General features: G+C 68.6%; 18 protein-coding genes and 1 pseudogene. 10 read left to right on the forward strand and 9 right to left on the reverse strand.

What is annotated here, in order from left to right:
* Positions 1-8: 8 nt before the first annotated feature.
* Positions 9-1379: an FAD-dependent monooxygenase gene (locus ACGFH6_RS41345; RefSeq protein WP_393396190.1), complete on the reverse strand. Its 1371-nt coding sequence runs from the start codon at positions 1377-1379 to the stop codon at positions 9-11.
* Positions 1380-1464: 85 nt separating this feature from the next.
* Between ACGFH6_RS41345 and ACGFH6_RS41350 the strand changes: the two genes are divergently transcribed.
* Positions 1465-2073, forward strand: coding sequence for a TetR/AcrR family transcriptional regulator (locus ACGFH6_RS41350; protein WP_393396192.1), 609 nt, complete (start codon positions 1465-1467; stop codon positions 2071-2073).
* A gap of 98 nt (positions 2074-2171) precedes the next feature.
* Here the strand turns inward: ACGFH6_RS41350 and ligD are convergent, their stop codons facing one another.
* Positions 2172-3149: a non-homologous end-joining DNA ligase gene (gene ligD / locus ACGFH6_RS41355; protein WP_393396194.1), complete on the reverse strand. Its 978-nt coding sequence runs from the start codon at positions 3147-3149 to the stop codon at positions 2172-2174.
* 206 nt (positions 3150-3355) lie between these two features.
* Between ligD and ACGFH6_RS41360 the strand changes: the two are divergent.
* A pseudogene (locus ACGFH6_RS41360) lies at positions 3356-3640 on the forward strand (nuclear transport factor 2 family protein); the annotation flags it as partial.
* On the opposite strand, the gene ACGFH6_RS41365 reads toward ACGFH6_RS41360, so the two are convergent.
* Positions 3624-4769 (reverse strand): branched-chain amino acid aminotransferase, encoded by a 1146-nt coding sequence (locus ACGFH6_RS41365; RefSeq protein WP_393396196.1) that lies wholly within the window; start codon positions 4767-4769, stop codon positions 3624-3626. The pseudogene ACGFH6_RS41360 and the gene ACGFH6_RS41365 sit on opposite strands and share 17 nt — an antisense overlap.
* Positions 4770-4788: 19 nt before the next feature.
* Positions 4789-5982, reverse strand: a complete 1194-nt coding sequence (locus ACGFH6_RS41370) for a helix-turn-helix domain-containing protein (protein ID WP_393396198.1) — start codon at positions 5980-5982, stop codon at positions 4789-4791.
* 181 nt (positions 5983-6163) lie between these two features.
* Here ACGFH6_RS41370 and ACGFH6_RS41375 point away from each other — a divergent pair, with 181 nt between their 5' ends.
* Complete coding sequence (locus tag ACGFH6_RS41375) at positions 6164-6595, forward strand: hypothetical protein (protein WP_393396200.1); 432 nt, start codon at positions 6164-6166, stop codon at positions 6593-6595.
* Positions 6596-6657: 62 nt separating this feature from the next.
* Complete coding sequence (locus tag ACGFH6_RS41380; protein ID WP_393396202.1) at positions 6658-7419, forward strand: hypothetical protein; 762 nt, start codon at positions 6658-6660, stop codon at positions 7417-7419.
* Here the strand turns inward: ACGFH6_RS41380 and ACGFH6_RS41385 are convergent.
* Positions 7416-10427: a S8 family serine peptidase gene (locus tag ACGFH6_RS41385; protein ID WP_393396204.1), complete on the reverse strand. Its 3012-nt coding sequence runs from the start codon at positions 10425-10427 to the stop codon at positions 7416-7418. The genes ACGFH6_RS41380 and ACGFH6_RS41385 overlap by 4 nt on opposite strands.
* Positions 10428-10695: 268 nt before the next feature.
* Between ACGFH6_RS41385 and ACGFH6_RS41390 the strand changes: the two genes are divergently transcribed.
* From ACGFH6_RS41390 to ACGFH6_RS41400, 3 genes are all read left to right on the forward strand, one after another.
* Positions 10696-12450 (forward strand): chitinase, encoded by a 1755-nt coding sequence (locus tag ACGFH6_RS41390; RefSeq protein ID WP_393396206.1) that lies wholly within the window; start codon positions 10696-10698, stop codon positions 12448-12450.
* A 103-nt stretch (positions 12451-12553) separates the two neighbouring features.
* The gene (locus ACGFH6_RS41395; RefSeq protein WP_393396208.1) at positions 12554-14215 is read left to right on the forward strand and encodes an FAD-dependent oxidoreductase; all 1662 of its coding nucleotides are present in this window, start codon (positions 12554-12556) and stop codon (positions 14213-14215) included.
* A complete protein-coding gene (locus ACGFH6_RS41400) occupies positions 14215-15678 on the forward strand; it encodes an ATP-binding protein (protein ID WP_393396210.1) in 1464 nt (487 codons plus the stop codon). The genes ACGFH6_RS41395 and ACGFH6_RS41400 overlap by 1 nt, the downstream gene beginning before the upstream one ends.
* A gap of 7 nt (positions 15679-15685) precedes the next feature.
* On the opposite strand, the gene ACGFH6_RS41405 is transcribed toward ACGFH6_RS41400, so the two are convergent.
* A complete protein-coding gene (locus ACGFH6_RS41405; RefSeq protein ID WP_393396212.1) occupies positions 15686-16597 on the reverse strand; it encodes an alpha/beta hydrolase family protein in 912 nt (303 codons plus the stop codon).
* Between the two features lie 55 nt (positions 16598-16652).
* Here ACGFH6_RS41405 and ACGFH6_RS41410 point away from each other — a divergent pair, with 55 nt between their 5' ends.
* Both ACGFH6_RS41410 and ACGFH6_RS41415 read left to right on the forward strand, forming a co-directional pair.
* Positions 16653-17252, forward strand: coding sequence for a helix-turn-helix domain-containing protein (locus tag ACGFH6_RS41410; RefSeq protein WP_393396214.1), 600 nt, complete (start codon positions 16653-16655; stop codon positions 17250-17252).
* Positions 17239-17541 (forward strand): antibiotic biosynthesis monooxygenase, encoded by a 303-nt coding sequence (locus ACGFH6_RS41415; RefSeq protein WP_393396216.1) that lies wholly within the window; start codon positions 17239-17241, stop codon positions 17539-17541. Before ACGFH6_RS41410 ends, ACGFH6_RS41415 begins: the two co-directional genes overlap by 14 nt.
* Positions 17542-17552: 11 nt before the next feature.
* Here the strand turns inward: ACGFH6_RS41415 and ACGFH6_RS41420 are convergent, their stop codons facing one another.
* The 3 genes from ACGFH6_RS41420 to ACGFH6_RS41430 are packed head-to-tail and all read right to left on the reverse strand — an operon-like array spanning position 17553 to position 19943.
* Positions 17553-18311, reverse strand: coding sequence for a poly-gamma-glutamate hydrolase family protein (locus tag ACGFH6_RS41420; protein ID WP_393396218.1), 759 nt, complete (start codon positions 18309-18311; stop codon positions 17553-17555).
* Positions 18312-18336: 25 nt separating this feature from the next.
* Positions 18337-19275, reverse strand: a complete 939-nt coding sequence (locus ACGFH6_RS41425; RefSeq protein ID WP_393396220.1) for a sugar kinase — start codon at positions 19273-19275, stop codon at positions 18337-18339.
* Between the two features lie 47 nt (positions 19276-19322).
* Entirely contained in the window at positions 19323-19943 is a 621-nt protein-coding gene (locus ACGFH6_RS41430) for a bifunctional 4-hydroxy-2-oxoglutarate aldolase/2-dehydro-3-deoxy-phosphogluconate aldolase (protein ID WP_393396222.1), read from the reverse strand.
* A gap of 131 nt (positions 19944-20074) precedes the next feature.
* Between ACGFH6_RS41430 and ACGFH6_RS41435 the strand changes: the two genes are divergently transcribed.
* Positions 20075-21880: an exo-alpha-sialidase gene (locus ACGFH6_RS41435; protein WP_393396224.1), complete on the forward strand. Its 1806-nt coding sequence runs from the start codon at positions 20075-20077 to the stop codon at positions 21878-21880.
* Positions 21881-21882 lie beyond the last annotated feature (2 nt).

Consider the following 21882-nt stretch of genomic DNA (forward strand, 5'->3'; position numbering starts at 1 on the left):
CAGCGATCCTAGGCGAGGTAGCCGTCCGGGCGGATCAGGATCTCGTCGCCGTCCTCGGCGTGGTAGTGGGCGAAGGCCTCCGGGCTGGTGTACGCCGCGCCGCCGTCGCGAGCGATGTCGACGGTGTGCTCCCCAATCGACGGGGTGGTGGGGGAGAAGCGCAGCAGGGTCTGATGTGGTCCGCGGAACCGGTCGAACAAGCGGCTCTTGTTGCCCTCGGCATCTACCAGCGGTGCGTCCGGTGCGCGGTCGCCGGAGGTGACGGCGCGAGTGTCCGAGTGGTCCCGGTAGGAGACGTCGAGCTGGCGGGTGTTCTCGCCGCGCTCCATCGCCGACTCGTCGCCGTCGACATGCTTCTGCATCAGCTCTCCGCTGATCCCGAGCACGCGAGCCGCGTTGGTCCGGCGCTCGGTCTCGTACGTCGCCAGCACCTCTTCGCGTTCGTCGGCCAGCTTCCAGCCGAGGTTGTACGCGTCCTGAACGCCGGTGTTGAGGCCCTGACCACCGGTCGGCGGGTGCACGTGTGCGGCGTCGCCGGCGATGAAGACCCGGCCGACCCGGAATCGCTCGGCCAACCGGACGTTCGGCCGCCAGACGGTCGACCAGGTCAGATCCCGCAGCTTCGCCACGCCCGGACCGGCGTACCGATCGACCAGCGCCTGCAGGCCCTCCAGCGAGGTGTCGGCGTCGTCGGAGTCGAGCGGGGCACCGAACTGGAACTGGTCCCCGCCGGCCAGCGGTGTCAGGGCGATCCCCGACATCGGGTTGTCCCTGCCGGCGAACCAGTAGCCGGAGTCGTGGTCCAGGCCGTCGGCCGCGACGTCCCCCAGGAGTGTGCGGATCGACTCGTCGGTGGTGCCCTCGAAGGCGATCCCGAGGTGCTTGCGGACGAAGCTCCGGCCGCCGTCGGCACCGACCAGGTATCGCGCCTCGACCATCTCGCCGGTGGAGAGTTCGGCGGTCACCGAGTCGGAGCCCTGGGTGAACCCGACGATCGCGGTGTCGAGTTCGACCTGAACGCCGTACTCGGCGAGCTTGTCGCGCAGGATCTTCTCGGTGCGCGACTGGCCGAGCATCCAGGCGTTCGGGTACGGGATGTCCGGGGTGGGCTCGAGGATCGGTGCCATCCGGCGCTCGTCGACCGGCGTGCCGTCCAGGTAGATCTTCATGGTCGGCAGCGACCGGCCCTGCCGCAGGATCTCGTCGATGACACCGAGGTCGTCGAACACCTCGAGGGTCCGCGGCTGCAGACCGTCGCCGCGTGAGCCGTTGAAGAACTCGGTCGCCTTGTCGATCAGCCGGACGGCGATGCCGCGCCGGGCCAGGTCGATCGCCAGCGTCAATCCGGTCGGGCCCGCCCCCGCGATCAGAACTGTCATGATCTGGTCTCCTTGACTGAATTGTGATTCACTGAATTCGGATTCACTATGAACGTGACTAGGGTTCGGTGTCAAGGAGGTTGTCGTGACCGACACGGTGAGCCGCCGGGAACGGGCGGCTGGGACCGGGGCCGCGCTGAAGCAGGCCGCCCGGGAGGTGTTCGCCGAGCGCGGGTACCTGAACACGAAGATCACCGACATCACCGCGGCCGCGGGCCGGGCGACGGGATCCTTCTACAACCACTTCGCGGGCAAGGAGGAACTGCTCGAGGCGCTGTTGAGGGACATGCTCGCGGAGGCCGACGAGACGATCGTCGACGTCGCCGGCCATGACGCCGACTTCAGCAAGATCTCAGCGATCCGCTGGCACGTGGCCGCGTTCTGGCAGTTCTACCAGCAGCACCTGCCGGAGATGATCGCGGTGAAACAGGCCGCGATGGTCGACCCGGAGCTCGGCCGGCGGCTGCAGCAGATCATGGCCGACGACGACGCCCACATGATCGAGCACTTCGCCCATCTGCCGAACCCACCGGCCGAACCGCTCGTGCAGATCTCCGCGATGAACGCGCTGATGGAGGGCTTCGCCTACACCTGGCTGGTCGTCAATCCCGCCAACGGCCAGACCATCCCGGACGAAACCGCCATCGACACCCTCACGAACCTCCTCCATCACGGACTCACCGGCCACCCATAGGACCGCCACGCCATCACAATGTGCGCGATCGGGCACGCCTCCGCGGGCTGGTCTTTAGAGCGCCACGCTTGTGATGGCCTGCAGGTCCGGCGGGCTGGCTAGTCCTCCGGCGGAGGCGGCTCTTCGGCGCCTTCGCGTTCGTCGCGGGCGGCCCACTCGAGCAGGGTGTCGAGGGAGTAGACGTTGTCGTCGATCGTCTCGTGCAGGTCGCCGAGCTCGGCGAAGCGGGCCGGCACCGTCTCGATGGTGAACTCGCGTGGCTCCACGTCGTCCACCTCGTCCCAGCGGATCGGGGTCGAGACTGTGCCCTCGGGGTTACCGCGGACCGAGTACGCGGCCGCGATCGTGTGGTCGCGCGCGTTCTGGTTGAAGTCGACGAACAGCTTCTTCGGGTCGCGGTCCTTGCGCCACCACGTCGTCGTCACATCGTCCGGTGCGCGTCGCTCGACCTCCCGCGCGAACGCCAGGGCGGCCCGGCGTACGTCGGAGAATCCGTACGTCGGCTCGACCCGGACGTAGATGTGGATCCCCGACCCGCCTGAGGTTTTCGGATAACCGACCGCACCGAGGTCATCGAGAACCTCGTGCGCGACGTGGGCGACCCGGCGTACCCGGTCGAAAGGGCAGTCCGGCATCGGGTCGAGGTCGATCCGCCATTCGTCCGGCTTCTCGGTGTCGGCGCGGCGGGAGTTCCACGGGTGGAACTCGACGGTGGACATCTGCACCGCCCAGGCCACGTGCGCGATCTCGGTCACGCACAGCTCGTCGGCGGTCCGGTTGTACCGCGGGAACTTCACCCGGACGGTCTCCATCCACGGCGGCGCGCCGTGCGGCAGCCGCTTCTGGTGCACCTTCTCGCCGGCGACGCCCTCCGGGAACCGGTGCAGCATGCACGGCCGCTCCCGCAGCGCGCGGACGATCCCGTCCCCCACCGACAGGTAGTACTTCACCAGATCGAGCTTCGTCTCCCCCCGAGCAGGAAAGTAGACCCGGTCCGGATTCGAGATCCGCACCGTCCGCTCGCCCACCTCCAACTCGATCGCCGGAGACTTCGCCTTCCCCTTGGACTCAGCCATAGGCTCAACCTAACTGCCCGTGCCGACAGGAGCCATCGACTCCGAGTTGGAGGATGCCAGGTGTCTGACACTGTTCCGCTGCCACGAGAGGTGCTGGAACGCTTCCAGCAGACGTCGATCGACAAGTCCATCGACGAGATGCTCGACCTGTACGCCGAGGACGCTGTCTACGAGTTTCCGTTCACCCCGCCGGGTATGCCGTCGCGCCTGGACGGGCGGGGATCCGCTCGTTCCTGGAGGCGAACTGGGAGTCGGCCCCGCTGCGCTATGAGGTCTACCGCAACGTCGTGGTGCACGAGACCGCCGACCCGGAAGTGATCATCGTCGAGCAGGATGCGACCGGCACGGTCACCACGACCGGCCGCGCCGTCACCCTGCCGAACATCGTCGTCCTCAGGGTCCGGGACGGCCGGATCGTGCACATCCGGGACTACGTGAATGTCCTGGCCGCGGCCGAAGCCGTCGGGCTACAGATCACGCCAAGCGCGTGAGCCAGCCGCGGGTGTCGGGGGTGCGTCCGTACTGGAGGTCGAGGAGCGTGGTGCGGATCGACTTGGTGACCGGGCCGACGCCGTGGGCGACGGTGTGGTCGCCGATGGTCAGGTCGCCGTCGGGCCAGGCGACGCGGCCGATCGGGGTGATCACCGCGGCGGTGCCGGAGGCGAACACCTCGGTGATCTCGCCGCTGCGTACGCCGTCCTTCCACTCGTCCGCGGAGATCCGGCGCTCCTCGACCTCGTGACCGAGATCGGCAGCCAGCTCCAGAACCGAGGCGCGGGTGACTCCTTCGAGGATCGATCCGTTCAGCTCGGGCGTCGCGATGCGGCCGTCGGCGTACACGAAGAACATGTTCATGCTGCCGATCTCCTCGAGCCACTTGTGCTCGGCGGCATCGACGAAGGCGACCTGCTCGCAACCGTTGGCCACAGCCTCGGCCAGACCGGCCAGGCTGGCCGCGTAGTTGCCGCCGCACTTGGCCGCGCCGGTGCCACCGGGCGTCGCGCGGATAGTCGAGGTGGTCAGCCAGATGGAGACCGGCTTGGGGCCGGTGTCGAAGTACGGGCCTGCCGGCGACGCGATGACTCCGAAGAGCACCTCCCGAGCCGGTCGCACGCTCAGCGCCGCTTCGGTGGCGATCATGTACGGGCGCAAGTACAGGCTGGTCTCGCCGTGCTCGGCAGAGGGCACCCACGGCTCGTCGACCGTCACCAGCGCACGCAGGGCGGAGACGAACGCGTCCTCCGGCACCTGCGGCAGTGCGAGTCGCTCAGCGCTCTTGAGGAATCGAGTCGCGTTGCGATCCGGGCGGAACGCCCACACCGACCCGTCGGCATGCCGGTAGGCCTTCAGACCCTCGAAGATCTCCTGTGTGTAGTGCAGTACGGCGGCAGCCGGACTCACACTGAGCGGTGCGAACGCCGTGACCTTCGGGTCGTGCCAGCCCCGGTCGTCCGTCCAGTTGGCCATCACCATGTGGTCCGTGAACGACTGCCCGAAGGCAGGCTTGGCGAGAATCGCCGAGCGCGCCTCCGCACTCGCCGGATCACTCCGCAACTCGACCGCGAAGTCCCACCCGCTGGTCACCGTCGTGCTCTGCGTTTCACTCGTCACCCGCTGCACGCTACTCCCGGGTCATGCCTCACCACGACCCGCTGCCCACACTGCGGCCGGTCACGTACGTACGCCGCTCCACCAGAACCTCCAGATCCCGCACTGCTGCCAGCCCCGGCTCCCGGTCCCGCGCGGCGGCCAGCACCCGGCAGGCCTCGTCGTACAGGTAATAGGTGTGCCACTCATCCGGGAGCTCGACCAGCTCCCTCATGGCCAGCGCCAGACCAGCCGCGACCTCACCTTCCAAGGCCAGGCACTCGGCCAGCGCCAACTCCAACTGCGCCCGCTCTGCGACTCTCTGCTCGGGGCACAGCTCCAGTGCGCGCCCCAGCATCAAGCAGCCCGCAGTCCCGTACCCCAGGCTCGCGCAGACTCTGCCCTCCGCGGCATGCACCTCGTACGGCGCGAGGTCGCCCAGAGGACTCGTGGTTGCCGGTGGCAACGCATCGGAACAGCTCAGCAGCTCCTGCAGGGCACGGTGTGCTTCGGCCCGCCGGCCCAGCTGGGCCAGCACCCGCGCCCGCACAGCATGAGCTTGTACGCCGCCGGCCGGGAGCTGCTGTGCGAACGCCAAGGACTCCTCCGCCAGCTCCAGCAACTGCGGCAGCGGTCGCCGCTCCGCGAGCCCACTGATGGCCTCCCTCGCGCGCACCAGGCTCCGAATCGAAACCTCGCCGGAGCTGTCCGCGAACGCTCGGCCCGCGGACCACCAACGCCTCGCCGCGCGCAGCTCGCCAAGCCCGGTCAGTGTCTCGGCGACCAGGACACTCAGCTCAGCCGCCCGACCTCCGAAGCCGTCCGATCCTTGTGCCTGCAGCACCTGAAGGTCTGCCAGGAGCTCCGGCAGCAGCCGAGCCGGCGGAACACTGCGAATGTCGCCAGTCACCTCCACACAGTCCACGCCGGCGAGAGCGCCGGCCAGCCCGTCCCACACTGCCGCCAACGAAGCGGCCGGTAGACCGGAGCCGACCGGACGCACTGCTGCAGGCCGCTCGGGGTGTGCCCGCAGGTAGGTCCCGGTCAGCCGACTGCCGGTGCCGAGCTCGCGATCGCAGAACCGGGCCAGGTCGGCAGAGCCTGGTCTCCGGCCACGCTCCACCTGCGACAAGTAGCTGTGGTCGTAGCCGACCCGCGCTGCCAGCTGCCGCAGACTCAAGCCGGCCGCCTGCCTGCACTGCCGCAACTCCCGGCCGAACCCTGATACAGGCGCTGCCTCAGCCACAGGATCACCCCCGTCCGCTCACTGCCACACCTGGTGGTTGCGGTGCGTGTCCAGAAGCTACAAGCCCCCACCGACAAAACCAGTCCCAGCAGTTCGGCCGGTTGTGAGGGGGTGTGGGCTGTTCTCACAGCCCACAGACCACACCTGTTGTGGGCAGCGCGTGCTGGGCGATTCTGCAGAGGTGAACACGATGCAGCGGCAGGCTCGCCTCTTCCGGTTGGTGCGCCACACCGACGTCTCCGGCGTGCGCGGCACAGGCACCCTGGCCGAAGGTGTGGAGTGGTCCGACGGCACCGTCGCCCTCCGGTGGCGCGGCCGCTGGCCCGGAACGTCCACCTGGGACGGTGGGATCGAGGCTCTGCTGGCGGTTCACGGTGCCGGTGGACGCACCCAGGTCCACTGGTTCCCGGCCAAGCCGGCCCGGGCCACGGCCACGACACCGGCCAGGACCACGTCGGCCACGGCGACGGCGCGGGCCAGTGCCGCGGCGGCCACGGCTCGAGCGGTCTGGCGCGAGGACCCGGTGGAGACCGTGTGGTTGCCGGCGCCGGGGCTGGACGGCCTGTGTACGCGCTGCGGCCGGCTGTGGCCTTGTCTCAGCTGCGGTCCCTGACCGGGTGCCCCTGTGCTGATCCGGTTTAGTGTTGGTTCGTTTGGGTTCGGTCGGGTGGAGGGATGGCGATGGTGGCGGACGAGGTTGTTGATCCGCTGGACGAGTTGGATGCCCAGTTGGCGCGGCTGCGGGGTGTCGCCGACGAACTGCGTGGCGCCCGAGGGACTCCGGTGCTGGAGGGCAATCAGATCGAGCTGATCGAGGACGGTCCGACTCTGCTGCGGGCGTACGAGGATCTGCAGAGGAACTCCACCCGCCAGGTCCGGGTGCTGGACCGGCCGCCGTACGCGACGCCGCCGTCCACCCAGCAGAAGCTGGAGCTGGAGCGGCTCGCCGTCGGGATCGAGTACCGGGCGATCTACGGCACCGAGGTGTTCGAGTCCGAGGACATCATGGGTGTGCTGCCGGAGTTGCAGGCGGCGGGCGAGGTCGGCCGGGTGCTGGCGCAGGTCCCGATGAAGATGGCGGTCGGCGACGACCACACCGCGCTGATCGGGCTGACCAAGCGGGCACCGGCCGAGTCCAACCTGCTGATCCGCTCGTCCGGACTGCTGGACGGGTTGATCGCGACGTTCGAGATGCTGTGGGCCTTGGCGATCCCGATGCCGGCGCTCCTGGCGAACGGCGAGGTGCCGGCACTGCGGGCGCCGGACCGGGACATCCTGCTGTTGCTCGCGGGTGGCGCGACCGACGACATGATCAGCCGGCGGTTGCGGATCAGTCCGCGGACGACCCAGCGCCGGGTCCGCGCGCTGATGGAGTCACTCGGCGCGCAGACCCGGTTCCAGGCGGGCGTTCAAGCCGCCCGCCGCCGCTGGATCTAGTTCACCGTCACCACCGTTCCGGCGCGGTTCGGGAACTCGACGAACCCGGTGGAGCGCTGATCAGTGCGGACTCCCGACCAGGACGCCGTGACCTGGAACGGCTTGCCGGCGGCCGGTGCCACCGACGGCGTCACCTTGAGGGCGTTGCCACCGGTCACGAGGTTGGTCTGCATCGTGTACTTCGTGGTGTCGGCACCCGGCGGGTTCGACAGGGTGATGGCGAGCACGCCCCAAACGCCGGGTGAGGGAGCTGCCACCGTCGCGGAGGCCTGGTTCGCCCCGGTGCCTTCGAAGGAGAGCAGTTGCATCTGACCGTTCACGACCTTGTAGAGCACCATCCAGATGCTGCCGGCCGGGTCGACCGTCTTGATGTTCCACTGCACGGCCTTGGTGCCGGCGGTCACGGTGACCGGGTAGTTCGGCAGGTCCGCGTCAGCGGCTCCCGCCGGTACCTCGCCCGGGACCTGGGGCGCCGACGCGAAGCCGTACGCGTGGATCGGCGTACCGGCCTTGCCTGCAGTGACGTCGAAGGAGACCGAACCGGCCGCGCCGGAGCCGCTGACGTTGGTCGGTGCGATGACCGAGGTCGGGACGACCGCGATCGGGCTGCGGACCGACGTACCGGCACCCTGCCAGGTCAGCCAGCCGCTGGTGGTGTCGTGCGACGGGGCCGTGTCCTGGGTCAGCTTGACCGTGAAGGACTTCGTCTGGCCGGCCTGCAGGTTCAGGATCGACGGAGTGACGACAGCCTTCATGCCGGGGACGGACACGGTCGCGCGGTACAGACCGCCCTTCACCGCGGTGACGCGGCGGGTGACAGTCTGCGTGCCGACCAGCTCGCCGACGGCGATCGACGGTGCGTTGTAGTTGCTGGGGTCGATCGCGGGTACGCCGGTGCCGGTGTTGACACCGCTGCCCTCCAGATATCCGAGCCAGTCGACGTCACCGGAGTCGTAGACGAGACCCGGGTCGAGCATGCGCGACGGCTGGACCTCACCGGCGCCTCGGGCGAACGGGTCGTTGTCGACAGCGCCGCTGGCGGTCTTGACGTCGCTGGTGGTCGTCATGAGCGCCGACTTGACCATCATCGGAGTCCAGTCAGGGTGCTTGGCCAGGTAGAGAGCAGCCAGGCCGGCGATGTGCGGTGCGGCCATCGACGTACCGGAGAGGAAGGCGTAGCTGTGTCCGCCGTTGCTGGGCGGTGCCACCGCGGCCAGGACGTTCACACCCGGCGCGGCAAGGTCCGGCTTCAGCAGGTCGCCATGGCTCGACAGCGACGGGCCGCGCGAGGAGAAGTCCGCCATCTGCGGGTACGGCGTGGTCTGTGCCGTCAGGTTTCCGGGCACAAGCTGCGCGGTGGCTCCGGCAGTACCGGCGTACGCCTTCACAGACAGCGAGCCCGGGGTGTTGAGGTGCACGGTCGGTACTGCGTGCGAGTCCGCCACCATGTCCTGGTCGGTCAGGTTCAGCAACACCATGCCGACGCCACCTGCGCGCTTGACCTCAGCCGACTTGTCGACCCGGGCTCCGACGCCTCTGTCGCACACCACGATCTTCCCGGCGACCTTGGCCGAGTCGAGCGTGTTCGGCAGACACTGCGAACCGTCGTACTCGGTCGCCGACTCCACACGGGAGGCAGCACCGGTGACGAGCGACTTGGGGCCGACCGCCGTGGCGATGGAGGTGCTCAGTCCGGCGTACTTCTCGCCGTTGCCGAGGACCACAGTCGCGTCGTACGGCGCCACTGTGCTCGCGCCGACCGTGGTCACCCACGGAGAGGTGTTGTCGAGCGACGACGGCTCCGGACCGGAGTTGCCGCCCGCTGCGGACACGAAGATGCCGGCCGAGGCCGCGGACAGGAAGGCGAGCTGTACCGGGTCCGTGTGTGCGGACTCGAAGATCGAGCCGACCGAGTAGTTGATCACGTCGACGCCGTCCGCGACGGCCTGGTCGATCGCGGCGAGGATGTCGGACGTGTAGCCGCCCGAGCCGACACCGCCCTTGCCGGTCCACAACGCCTTGTAGACGGCGATCTTGGCGGCCGGCGCGACGCCGGAGATTGTGCCGAAGTTGATGCCGCTCTCCGCGACGTCCACACCGGCGCGGCCGGCCGCGGTGGTCGCGGTGTGCGTGCCGTGGCCTTCACCGTCGCGCGGGGAGGCGTAGTCGGCGCGGGCCTCGGGCGGAGTGGCGCCGAGCCAGGCGTCGCCGAAGTACTTGGCGCTGATGAGCTTGGTGTTGCACAGGTCGGCGGTGAAGTCCTCGCCGGCCTCGCAGGAGCCGGTGAAGTCGTTGCCGTCGGCCTTGTGCATGACGATGTTGTCGCCGGAGCGGTACGGCCGGTACGGGTCGGCCGCAGTGGCGGGCGTGGTGCCCAGCTTCGGTCCGGACAGTGAGGCGCTCTCCGGCCAGATGCCGGTGTCGACGACGCCGACCACGACGCCCTTGCCGGCTTCGGCGTTACCGCCGAGGGCGGACCAGACGCCGTTCTTGCCGGACAGTTTGAGGAAGTCGGTGGGACTCTTGTCGTCCAGGGCCTGGTGCAACTGGTCCGGAGTGACCGCGACGACGCCGGGTGTCTTGCTGAGTTCGCTGACCTGCCGGCTGGTCAGGTTGGCGGCGAATGCGTTGACCGCGGTCGAGTAGTGCCGGGTCGCCTTCGCGCCGACCGCCGCGGCGACCGTGTTGTGGCGGCTGTCGAGCCAGTTGCTGTAGCGCTTCGAGTCAGGGTTCGCGGTGTCGACCTTGTGGCCCTTGGCCGGCTTGGTGGCCTTCAGCCCGGCCACACCACCGGAGTACGTCGCCAGTGGCTTGTCGGCCAGGGTCACGACGTACCGGCCGGGGGCGAAGTGGGGCAGCCGCATCGAGGTGGCGAGATCGTCCGGTGGCGGCGAGCCGGGCGCGGGAGCCGTGGTGACGGCGTTCCCGGCCGGCGCCGCGAAGGCGGCGGTGCTGAGGACGGCGGCCGCGATCAGCGCGGTCCGTCGACGCAAGGACAGGTGGTTCACGCGATTCCTCCAGTGCTGGAGGGACGGGCGGATGTGCGTCCCTCAGGTCCTGACCGCGGCTGTCGCCCCGGCCGCCCGCCCCCGAGCCCGGACGCGGAAGAGCCTGCCAACCCGCGGCGCCGACCACACTGTTTTGGCTTCAACTAGCCGCTGGCGAAAACCTGCCAAACAGCAGGCGGCTTCCCGACAACGTCGGGAAGCCGATCCGGTGACGCATTGACCTCTAGTTATGGAGCGTCTCTACTAAATGGACCTTCGAGGAGGTCTGATGCGTGCACGATGGCTTGCGGTTGTCGTCGGGGTCCTGCTGACCGGCATCACGGTGCCGGCCCAGGCCGCGAACATCCTGTCCAATCCCGGCTTCGAGACCGGCTCACTGAGTGGCTGGACATGCTCCGGCGGATCGGTCGTCACCAGCCCCGTCCGCAGCGGCAGCCACGCGCTGAACGGAGCGGTGTCGAGTTCCGACTTCGCGCAGTGCAGCCAGACCGTGTCCGTGCAGCCGAGTACGTCGTACACGTTGTCGGGCTGGGTGCGGGGGTCGTACGTCTACCTCGGTGTCACCGGCGGCACGTCGACCTGGACGCCGTCGGCAGCCAGCTACACGCAGCTGACTCTGTCCTTTACTACTGGCGCCAGTCAGACGTCGGCCCAGATCTACGTGCATGGCTGGTACGGCCAACCTGCGTACCAGGCTGACGACATCAGTCTGGACGGTCCGGGCGGTACTCCGGGCGCTCCGAGTGCTCCAGGCACTCCGACCGTCACCGGTACGACGAACACCGCCATCTCCCTGAGTTGGCCGGCAGCCACCGGCACAGTCACCGGCTACCGCGTCTACGAAGGCTCGAACGTCGTACAGACCGTCACCGGTACGACGGCCACCCTCAGCGGGCTGCAGACGTGTAGCAGTCACACGTACGCCGTGGCGGCGTACAACAGCGTCGGGGAGTCGGCCAAGTCAGCGGCGACGACAGGTACGACGGGCGGCTGCGCGAGTACCGGATTACCTAAGCACGCGCTGATCGGCTACCTGCACGCGAGCTTCGCCAACGGCTCCGGGTATGTCCGGATGGCCGACGTACCGAGTGAGTGGAGCATCATCAACCTGTCCTTCGGCGAACCGACGTCGGTCACGTCCGGGGACATCCGGTTCAACCGCTGCCCGGCGAGTGAGTGCCCGAACGTCGAGAGCGAGGCGGAGTTCATCGCCGCGATCCGGGCCAAGCAGGCGGCCGGGAAGAAGGTGCTGATCTCGATCGGCGGTGCGAACGGGCAGGTGCAGCTCACCACCACCGCGGCCCGGGACGCGTTCGTGAGTTCGGTCGGCGCGATCATCGACCGGTACGGCCTGGACGGGCTGGACATCGACTTCGAGGGCCACTCGCTGTACCTCAACTCCGGCGACACCGACTTCCGCAACCCGACCACACCGGTGATCGTCAACCTGATCTCGGCGCTCAAGACGCTGAAGGCCAGGTACGGCGCGAACTTCGTGCTGACGATGGCACCGGAGACGTTCTTCGTGCAGGTCGGCTACCAGTTCTACGGCGGTGCGGGTGGCGGCGACAACCGGACCGGGTCCTACCTGCCGGTGATCCACGCACTGCGCGACGCCCTGACGGTGCTGCATGTCCAGGACTACAACTCCGGCCCGGTGATGGGGCTCGACAACCAGTACCACACCATGGGTGGAGCCGATTTCCACATCGCGATGACGGACATGGTCAAGGCCGGATTCCCGGTCGCCAACACCGGTCAGACCTTCCCCGGACTGCGCGAGGACCAGATCGGGTTCGGGCTTCCGGCGGCGGTCAGCGCGGGCAACGGCTACACCGCCCCGGCAGTCGTTCACCAAGCGCTCGACTGCCTGGTGAAGGGCCAGAACTGCGGCGGTTACAGCCTGCGCGGGGGTGCTTCACCGGCCTTCCGCGGGCTGATGACGTGGTCGGTCAACTGGGACCGCTACTACAACTGGGAGTTCCGGAACAGCCACGCGCCGTACCTCGCGGCCCTGCCCTGAGGCCCGCCCAGGCCGGCCCGGTTCGTGACCAGCCCCGCGAACCGGGCCAGTGCCTGTGGATTACCGATCCCGCTTTGTGGGTTCGCGCTGGTATGAAGGAGGCATGACAGCGTCGACGACCCGCCCGGTGATCCTCACCGTGGACGACGATCCGGGTGTTTCCCGGTCTATCGCCCGTGACCTTCGCCGTCGGTACGGCGAGGAGAATCGCATCGTCCGGGCCGAGCACCCGTCCCAGGCGCTGGAGGCCCTTCGCGAGCTCAAGCTGCGTGGTGAACCGGTGGCCCTGCTGCTCGCCGACTACCGGATGCCCCAGATGTCCGGCATCGAGTTCCTCGAGGCCGCGATGGACCTGTTCCCGCTCGCCCGCCGGGTCCTGCTGACGGCGTACGCCGACACCGACGCCGCGATCCAGGCGATCAACGTGGTCGACCTCGACCACTACCTGCTCAAGCCGTGGAACCCGCCGGAGGAGAAGCTCTACCCGGTCGTCGACGCGATGCTCGACCTGTGGAAGACGACCCCGGAGCCGTCCAGCGACGAGACCCGGGTGATCGGTCACCGCTGGTCGGCGCCGTCGTTCACGGCCCGCGACTTCCTGGCCCGCAACGCGGTGCCGTACCGCTGGCTGAGCGTCGACGACGAGGAGAGCAAGCGCCTCCTCGACGCGGCCGGGATCGACGGTTCGACCCTGCCCGTGGTGATCACCCCGGACGGCACGGTGATGGTTGCCCCGAGCGAGGCGGAGCTCGCCGACAAGGTCGGGCTCTCCACCTCACCGACGAAGGACTTCTACGACCTGGTCGTGGTCGGCGGCGGACCGGCCGGCCTCGGCGCCGCGGTGTACGGCGCCAGTGAGGGACTGCGGACCGTCCTCGTCGAGCAGCTGGCGACCGGCGGTCAGGCCGGCCAGTCGAGCCGGATCGAGAACTACCTGGGCTTCCCGGACGGTGTGTCCGGGGCGCAGTTGACCGATCGGGCCCGGCGGCAGGCGGTCCGGTTCGGCGCCGAGTTGCTGACCGCCCGTCAGGTGGTCGGCCTCGAGACGCTCGGGTCGGCCCGCAAGCTGATGTTCTCCGACGGCAGCGAGATCTCGTCCCACTCGGTGATCCTGGCGACCGGGGTGGCCTACCGGCACCTGGACGCGCCCGGCGTCGACGACCTGTGCGGCCGCGGGATCTACTACGGGTCCGCCACCACCGAGGGCCCGAGCTGCACCGGCCAGGAGGTCTACATCATCGGCGGGGCGAACTCCGCCGGCCAGGCCGCGGTGTATTTCTCGAAACACGCCAAGACCGTGCATATGCTGGTGAGAGGACCATCGCTCACGGCGACGATGTCGTCGTACCTGATCAATCAGATCGACGACATCGACAACATCGAGGTCCACACCTGTACGCAGGTGGTGTCCTGCAAGGGCTCGGAGCATCTCGAGCGCGTCACCCTGCAGAACAGTGCGACCGGCGAGAGCCGCGAGGTGGACACGGAGTGGATGTTCGTGTTCATCGGCGCGGCCCCACGGACGGACTGGCTGCCCGGCGACCTGCTCCGCGACGAGCGCGGTTTCGTACTCACCGGTCCTGACCTGCGCGGCAAGCCGCCGGGCTGGGCGCTGGACCGGGAGCCGTACCACCTGGAGACGAGCATGCCTGGTGTGTTCGCCGCCGGCGATGTACGGGCGGAGTCGGTCAAGCGGGTCGCCTCCGCGGTCGGCGACGGAGCGATGGCCGTGACACTGGTGCACCGATACCTGGAGATGCTCTGATGACTGCCGAGACCGAGGCGCGCCGGCTGAGCCCGGACGAACTGCGCACGCTCTTCCTGTTCGAGAGCCTCACCGACGAGCAGTTGCAGTGGCTGTCCGACGCCGGGTACGTCGAGACCTACCCCGAGGGCCTCGTGTTCAACGAGGGCGACCCGGCGACCTGCTGCTACGTCCTGCTCTCCGGTGAGATCCGGCTGTGCAAGCTGTCGCACGGCGAAGAGGTGGAGATCAACCGGACCGGACAGCGTGGCGTCTACGCCGGTGCGTTCAACGCGTTCTTCGGTGCCGCCGACCGCAAGGCCTACACCGCGACCATGCGGGTGACCGAGACGTCGGAGTTCTTCGTCATCGGTGCCGACACGATGGCGACGATGATGAACACCTGGTTCCCGATGGCCGTGCACCTGATCGAGGGCTTCGTGATGGGCATGCGCCGGACCAACGAGACGCTGGGCGAGCGCGAGCGGTTGCTTGCCCTCGGCTCCTTGTCGGCCGGTCTCACGCATGAGCTGAACAACCCGGCCGCCGCGGCGGTCCGGGCCGCCGCGACACTGCGGCAGCGAGTCTCCGGGATGCGATCCAAGCTGGCGATGCTCGCCGACGGCACCCTGGACGCGACGAAGCTGCACCAGATCGTCGCGCTGCAGGACGATGCGGTCGAGCGGCTGGAGAAGAACAAGGACAAGGACATCTCGCCGATGGAACTGTCCGACGCCGAGGACTCACTGACCGATTGGCTCGACGACCATGGCGTCCAGGCCAGTTGGGACGTCGCGCCGGTGCTCTCCGCGGCCGGGCTGGACGTGCCGTGGATGGAGGAGGTGCTGACCGCGGTCGGGCCGACGTACCTCGAGGGCGCGGTCCGCTGGCTGATGTACACGATCGACACCGAGTCGCTGATGAACGAGATCGACGACTCCGTCACCCGCATCTCGACGTTGGTCGGAGCGGCGAAGCAGTACTCCCAGATCGACCGGGCGCCGTACCAGACCGTTGATCTGCGCGAGTTGCTGAAGAGCACGCTGGTGATGATGTCGGGCAAGCTGCAGGGGTACGACGTCGTGAAGGACTTCGACCCGGACCTGCCGCCGATCCCGGCGTACGCCGCCGAGCTGAACCAGGTGTGGACGAACATCATCGACAACGCGGTCAGCGCGATGGGCGGGCACGGCACCCTGACGATCCGGACCAAGCGGGACGGCGCGTACGCGCTCGTCGAGATCGGCGACACCGGCCCCGGCATTCCGCCGGAGATCCGGCGCCGCATCTTCGAGCCGTTCTTCACCACCAAGCCCATCGGCGAGGGCACCGGCCTGGGCCTCGACATCTCCTGGCGCATCGTGGTCAAGAAGCACCACGGCGACCTCCGGGTCGAGTCCGAGCCCGGCAACACCCGCTTCAAGATCATCCTGCCGCTCGATCCCGAGGAGGAGGTCGAGACCGAGGCCTCGCTGCTGTCCTAGCCCTTGCTCAGGGCAACCAGTCGAGGATGGCGGTGAGGGCTGCCCAGTCCACGTGCTGCGCGATCGCGTAGTCGTTCAGCGTGGACGGTCCGGTGCCGGAGAAGAACAGGTGGTTGTCGGCGTCGATGACCTTGATGGTGGCGTCGGGGAGGCCTTCTCGCCAGCCCGGGAGGTCGTCGGCGACGGTGACCTGGTAGTCGCGGCCGCCTTGCAGAACGAGGATGGGTACGTCGAGTTTCGCCGCGGTGACGACGGGGTCGTAGTCACGGAGGTCGAGCCAGTAGGCGCCGGGCATCCCGAACAGCAGGTCCGTCGCGGGTGTGTCGGCGGAGAGGTCCGGGCTGTCGACAACGGCTGCCTGGCGTCGGAACAGCTCAGCGGTGCCGGGCGGCACGGCCTCCGGGTTGGTTGTCTCGAGATAGCTCATGACGCGTACGGCGGAGTGGTGCATGGGCTGGGTGTCGCCGGCCATGATCACGATGCCGGCGACCGACGGGTCCTCACTCGCGATCCTCGGTGCGGCCTTGCCGCCCATGCTGTGGCCGACCACGAAGACCTGGTCCGCATGCTCGCGGAGCACCTGCACGGCGGCGATCGCGTGCGGCACGTACTCGTCGTACGGGGTGAAGCCGGGTTCGGTCATCACGTCCGGGCGGGTGTGGGTGATCTTGTCGAAGCGCAGTACGGCGATGCCCGCGCTGGCGAATCCCCAGGCCAGATCCTTGAGCGGCTTGTTCGGTCCGCTGGTCTCGTCGCGGTCGAACGGTCCGCCACCGGACAGCAGAACGACGCCGACCGTGCTGCGGGTTGCCTGCCGGGTCAGCGTCCCGGGGACGGCGCGGGCGCCGGAGCCGAGGGTGACGTCGTGCTCCTCGAAGCGCGTCGGGTCGGCGTACGGCGGGGTGGTCCACTCGGTCATCGGCTCACCTTTCTCAGTCTTTGAGAAAGGTAGCAGGACATGAGATCGTTGCGGGATGGGTCCGCTGGAACTGCTCGGTCATCCCGTCCGCCTGCGCATCGTGCACGCACTGCGCGGCGGCCGGATGCTGACCACGGCGGAGCTCGGCGAGCGCGTCCCGGACATCTCGAAGGCGACGCTCTACCGCCACGTCGACCTGCTGGCCGGCGGCGGGATTCTCGAGGTCGCCGAGGAGCGGCGGGTGCGCGGCGCGGTCGAGCGGCGGTACCGGCTTCGCCTCGACCGTGCGTCGATCACGCCGGAGATGGCCGAGCAGGTGACGGTCGACGATCATCGCCAAGGTTTCGGAGTGGCGGTGGCTGCCTTGGTGGCCGAGTTCAACGCCTATCTCGATCGTGACGGCGCCGATCCGATCTCGGACCTGGTCGGGTATCGGCAGCATGCGGTGTGGCTGAGCCGCGAGGAACTGCTGCGGTTGATCGAGGGCATGCGTGCTGCGATCCTCCCCGTGCTCTCCAACGAGGCCGCGCCGGGCCGCGCCCGCTACCTGCTCAGCCCGATCCTCTTCCCGGTCGAAGAGCAGTCACATTCCCTTGCTGGGGAACGTCAGAACGACGTACCCCAAGGAGAAGGAGAGACTGATGTCAACCACTGAGCAGGCCGTCGTACGAGTGCACAACTACAGCGTCGCTCCGGAGAACGTCGCCGAGTTCCTGAAGGCCCGCGCCAGGGTGATCGACACGATCCGTGCCGCCCACCCCGGGCTGGTCGCGACCCGCCTCGTCCACCTCGAAGACGGCACCTATTCCGACACGTGGCAGTGGTCCTCGATGCAGGCCATGGCCGCCGCCTTCCCTCTCGCCCAGTCCCCGGAGGCCGTCGCAGCCTGGTCCCTCGCCACGGACTCCTCCGCCTCGAACGGCGAACTCGTCGATGAGCGGTGAGGTGCGCAAGGTCAGGGGATGGGCTGGCTGGATTCGAGGTCCGCGATGGCCGCGCGGACGGCTGTGGTGAAGGTCCAGAAGAGCTGCCGGGTGGTGTTCTTGCGGTCTTCGCGGGTGTTGATGCGGAACATGGCCCGGCGCAGCGGAGTGGTCAGTTCGAGCTGAGCACCGGCGCCGAGCAGTGTGCGGTTGGCGATGTTGGTCGGCTCGTCGCCGTTGAGGTCCGGGACGGCGGCGGCGTCGATCGCCAGGATTCCGCTCTCGATCAGGCGCTCGAGGAGAGCTGACTTGAAGGCGGTGCTGCGACCGCCGACGAGAACTGCCTTGGTGTCGTCGGGTAGTTCGGCCTGAGCCGTCGTACATCCGTGCAGACCAACGGCGTTCAGCGATCCACCGGTCAGGGACGAGGCGACGTGGTCGTCACAGCCGGTCGACGTGACATGCAGCTCGGCGTTGCCGGTCGAGCGCAGACCCTCGAACATCCAGTAGTCGTGGACCGGCCCGTCCGTCGGTGTCGGTTCGAGGTCGGCCGGGTGGTAGCCGGCGATCCCCAGGCACAGCTCCGACGTACCGGCCTCGATCCCTCCACCGTGCGGCGCCAGGATCGCCGTCCGTTGGACCTCGGCCTGCCCGGCCAGGTCGTCGTCGAACCACTCGTGCCGCCGGAACCGCCGTCCGTAGTCGACGCCTTCGGTCAACGACGTGTCGGCGTACAACTCGCTGTTCGTTCCAAACCTCTCGGCCGCGTCGTCCACAGCTCCCCCTCCCACCACTTCGAGGGTCCCACAGTTGGCGTCAGCGGAGGGCGGTGCCTTGGGTGTGGGTGAGGAGGGTGAGGTCGGGCCGGGTGGGGAGGGATTCCCAGTCGCCAGTGGCTGTGACGCAGAAGGCGCCGGAGGTGGTGGCTCGGTCGAGGCGGGAGTCGGGGGAGAGGTTGTCGAGGGTGGCAGAGAGGTAGCCGGAGACGAAGGCGTCGCCGGCGCCGATGCTGTCGACGACGGTGACCGGGAGGGCGGGCCGGTGGATGGTGCCGGAGGCGGTGTGAGCCCAGGCGCCCTTGCCGCCGGCCGTCACGATCACCTGGTCCACGCTGCTCGAACCGAGCAGGTCGGCGACCGCATCGGGTGCATCGGTCAGGATGTCGAGTTCGTCGTCCGAGGAGAACACCGTGTGGACATGGGGGAGAAGCTCGCGGAGTGCGGTGGCCGCGTCGGAGCGGGACCAGAGCCGCGCGCGGTAGTTGACGTCGAGTGAGACCTGCACGCCTGCGGCGAAAGCGTTCCGTACGACGGCCAGCGTCGCGGCGCGAGTGGTCGCAGACAGCGCCGGGGTGATGCCGGTGACGTGGAGCAGGCGCGGTCGGGTCGCCTCGAGAGCGGCGGTGCACTCGTCGGCAGTGATCGTCGAACCAGCCGAGCCGCGACGGTGGTAGCTGACCCGGGTGATGTCGTGCGACGGCTGGTCGAAGGCGATGAACCCGGTGAAGGACTCGTCCGAGAATCGCACCCGACTCGTGTCGACACCTTCGGCCCGGAGCGTGCGCTGGATCAGCCGCCCTGGTTCATCGTTGCCCACAGCACCTACCCAGGCGGCCTGGTGTCCGAGCCGGGACACTCCGATCGCCACGTTGCTTTCCGAGCCGGCGATCGACAGGTGCGCGTCACCACCCAGCCGCATCGGGCGAGCGGTCCGCAACGAGACCATGGTCTCGCCGATCGTCAGGAGGTCGGTCATCTCACAACTCCGAAGTGGTTCAGACGTCGAGGGCGGTGCGCGGAAGGTCAAACGCCGAGGGTGGCGCGGAACCCGGCGGCGCGGTCGGCGAGAGCGGTGAGGGATCCGCCGGTGCCCGCGTCCCCCAGCAGCGGCGAGCCGACACCGACAGCAAGCGCGCCGGCAGCCAGGTACTCCGGTGCGGTCTGCGCATCGACCCCGCCGACGGCGAGGAGCGGAGCCTCGGGCAACGGCGCACGGAGCTCGCGGAAGTACGAAGGGCCGTAGACCTTGGCGGGGAAGATCTTGACCGCGGTGGCGCCGAGATCCAGCGCGGCGACAACCTCGGTCGGGGTGAGAGCTCCGCACAGGAGGGGCAGACCGAGGTCCACGCTGCGATGAGCGCCGCGGGTGATCGCGGGGGTGACGACGAAGCCCGCCCCGGCGGCTGCGACCTCGTCGGCCTGCGCGGCCGTGACGACGGTGCCGGCCCCGATGAGGATCGTCGGGTCGTACTCCGAGCGCGCCTTCGCGATCGCGTCGACGCCGCCCGGGGTGGTCAGGGAGATCTCCAGAGCGGTGATCCCGGCGTCGATCAGCGTGCGGACGCAGTCCAGGGCGCGATCCGGCCCGTCGGTGCGGATGATGGCCAGCACCTTGCGGTGCCGGAGTTCGGTCAGCAGGTCCATGGTTCCTCCTCGAAAGTCCACGCTAGGGGATCGCTCCGGACATAGGACGTCCTATACCCTCGGAGTACTGCATCGTGAAATGGCAAGCAACGTCCTGTTGTCCGGTTCAGCTCACGTGGAGGCATCCGCCCATGCCCAGACTCCGAGCCCTGATCAGTGCCGCCGCGGCGATCGGCTTCGCCGTCGCCGGGTTGACCGTACCCGCCGCACCCGCCCAGGCGGCCATCACCCAGACCGTGCTCTTCGACAAAGGCGACGCCGGCTACGGCTGCTACCGCATCCCCGCGATCGTGAAGACCAAGGCGGGCACGCTGCTCGCCTTCGCCGAGGCCCGCCGGTCCTACTGTGCCGACTCCCAGGAGATCGACCTGGTGATGCGCCGGTCCGACGACGACGGCCGCACCTGGTCGGCGGCCCAGACCGTGCTGGCCGGCACCGACTCCGACCCGAACGCGGTCGCCACCCGCGGCAACCCGGCGCCGATCGTCGACTACGAGACCGGCCGCATCGTCCTGCTCAGCACGATGGATCCCGGTACGACGACCCGCCCGCGGACGCCGTACGTGCAGTTCAGTGGCGACGACGGGAGAACGTGGAGCAAGGCCAGAAATATCGGTGATCAGATCGACGATCCGGCCTGGGGCTGGTACGCGACCGGGCCGGTGCACGGGATCCAGTTGACCCGCGGTGCGCACGCCGGACGGCTGGTCGCCGGTACCAACTACGACAACGGAGCCGGCAAGAACGCGGGCCAGTTGGTCTACAGCGACGACCACGGCGAGACCTGGCACAAGGGCGCTACCGACCTGCGCACCGACGCCACTCCGCAGGAGATCAGCGTCGTCGAGAAGGTTGACGGCGGCATCTATGCCGGTGCCCGGAACAACGCCGGCAGCGCGGGAGTCAGCCGGATGTTTGCGGTGAGCAACGACGGTGGCCAGACCTACGCGGCGCCGTACGCGACGATCCCCGGGCTGACCACGCCGGTCGTGCAGGGCTCGCTGCAACGGTTGCGGGCGGTCGATCGCGGTGACAAGTACAACCGGATTCTGTTCGCCGCACCGGCTGATCCGGAACGGCGCCGGTACATGACGATCCGGTCCAGCTTCGACGAAGGGAAGACCTGGCAGTCTGTTGCCGACGGCACCAGGATCACCAGCGACTGGTCCGGGTACTCCGATCTGGCGATCCTCGACACCGGCGAGATCGGCCTGCTGTACGAGGGCGGCACGGTCGACGCCCGTGATCAGATCCGCTTCGCACGCTTCACCGAGAACGACATCGGTCACCCGGACGCGCCGCTCGGCACGACCACCCCGGACCTCTCGGGTCTCGGCAACAACAGCTACCTGCGCGGCGGCACCAGCTCGGTCGCCGGCAAGTTCGGCCAGGCCCGTGACCTCGACGGCGTCGACGACGCCATCCAGCTCCCGTTCGCCGAGTCGCTCGCGGTCGGCGCCGGCGACTTCACCGCGATGGCGTGGATCAAGTACGGCGCCAGTACGGCGAACCAGGCGATCTTCTGGGGCTACGGGATCAACGAGTTCTCCCAGTTCTGGTTGCGCGCCGAGCCGGGGGACAGCCGGATCCGCGGTTTGATCACCACCGGCGGCCAGACCGCGTCGGTCGCGACGACCAAGTCCTACAACGACAACGCCTGGCACCACGTCGCCCTGCAACGCCACGCCGGCACGCTGTCCATCTGGGTCGACGGAACTCAGGCCGCGGCCGTCGCCGCGCCGACCGGTTCGGTCAGTCCGGGGCGGCCGTTCAAGATGTACGTCGGCCAGCGGCTCGACGGCGCGCATCACTTCGACGGCGCGCTGGACGAGGTTCGCATCTACAAGCGAGCCCTCACCACGACCGAGCTCAACAGCATCCGCACAACCAACAGCACCACGGTTCCGAACGCCGTGCTCGATCTGCCGCTCGGGTGACA

Source organism: Kribbella sp. NPDC049227, from assembly GCF_043197265.1.
Classification (GTDB): Bacteria; Actinomycetota; Actinomycetes; order Propionibacteriales; family Kribbellaceae; genus Kribbella.

Excerpts from the sequence above, each read along its gene's own strand:
- ACGFH6_RS41345 (WP_393396190.1), bottom strand. The coding sequence starts at position 1,379 with ATGACAGTTCTGATCGCGGGGGCGGGCCCGACCGGATTGACGCTGGCG.
- ligD (WP_393396194.1), bottom strand. The coding sequence starts at position 3,149 with ATGGCTGAGTCCAAGGGGAAGGCGAAGTCTCCGGCGATCGAGTTGGAG.
- ACGFH6_RS41380 (WP_393396202.1), top strand. The coding sequence starts at position 6,658 with ATGGCGATGGTGGCGGACGAGGTTGTTGATCCGCTGGACGAGTTGGAT.
- ACGFH6_RS41390 (WP_393396206.1), top strand. The coding sequence starts at position 10,696 with ATGCGTGCACGATGGCTTGCGGTTGTCGTCGGGGTCCTGCTGACCGGC.
- ACGFH6_RS41395 (WP_393396208.1), top strand. The coding sequence starts at position 12,554 with ATGACAGCGTCGACGACCCGCCCGGTGATCCTCACCGTGGACGACGAT.
- ACGFH6_RS41400 (WP_393396210.1), top strand. The coding sequence starts at position 14,215 with ATGACTGCCGAGACCGAGGCGCGCCGGCTGAGCCCGGACGAACTGCGC.
- ACGFH6_RS41405 (WP_393396212.1), bottom strand. The coding sequence starts at position 16,597 with ATGACCGAGTGGACCACCCCGCCGTACGCCGACCCGACGCGCTTCGAG.
- ACGFH6_RS41410 (WP_393396214.1), top strand. The coding sequence starts at position 16,653 with ATGGGTCCGCTGGAACTGCTCGGTCATCCCGTCCGCCTGCGCATCGTG.
- ACGFH6_RS41415 (WP_393396216.1), top strand. The coding sequence starts at position 17,239 with ATGTCAACCACTGAGCAGGCCGTCGTACGAGTGCACAACTACAGCGTC.
- ACGFH6_RS41425 (WP_393396220.1), bottom strand. The coding sequence starts at position 19,275 with ATGACCGACCTCCTGACGATCGGCGAGACCATGGTCTCGTTGCGGACC.
- ACGFH6_RS41430 (WP_393396222.1), bottom strand. The coding sequence starts at position 19,943 with ATGGACCTGCTGACCGAACTCCGGCACCGCAAGGTGCTGGCCATCATC.
- ACGFH6_RS41435 (WP_393396224.1), top strand. The coding sequence starts at position 20,075 with ATGCCCAGACTCCGAGCCCTGATCAGTGCCGCCGCGGCGATCGGCTTC.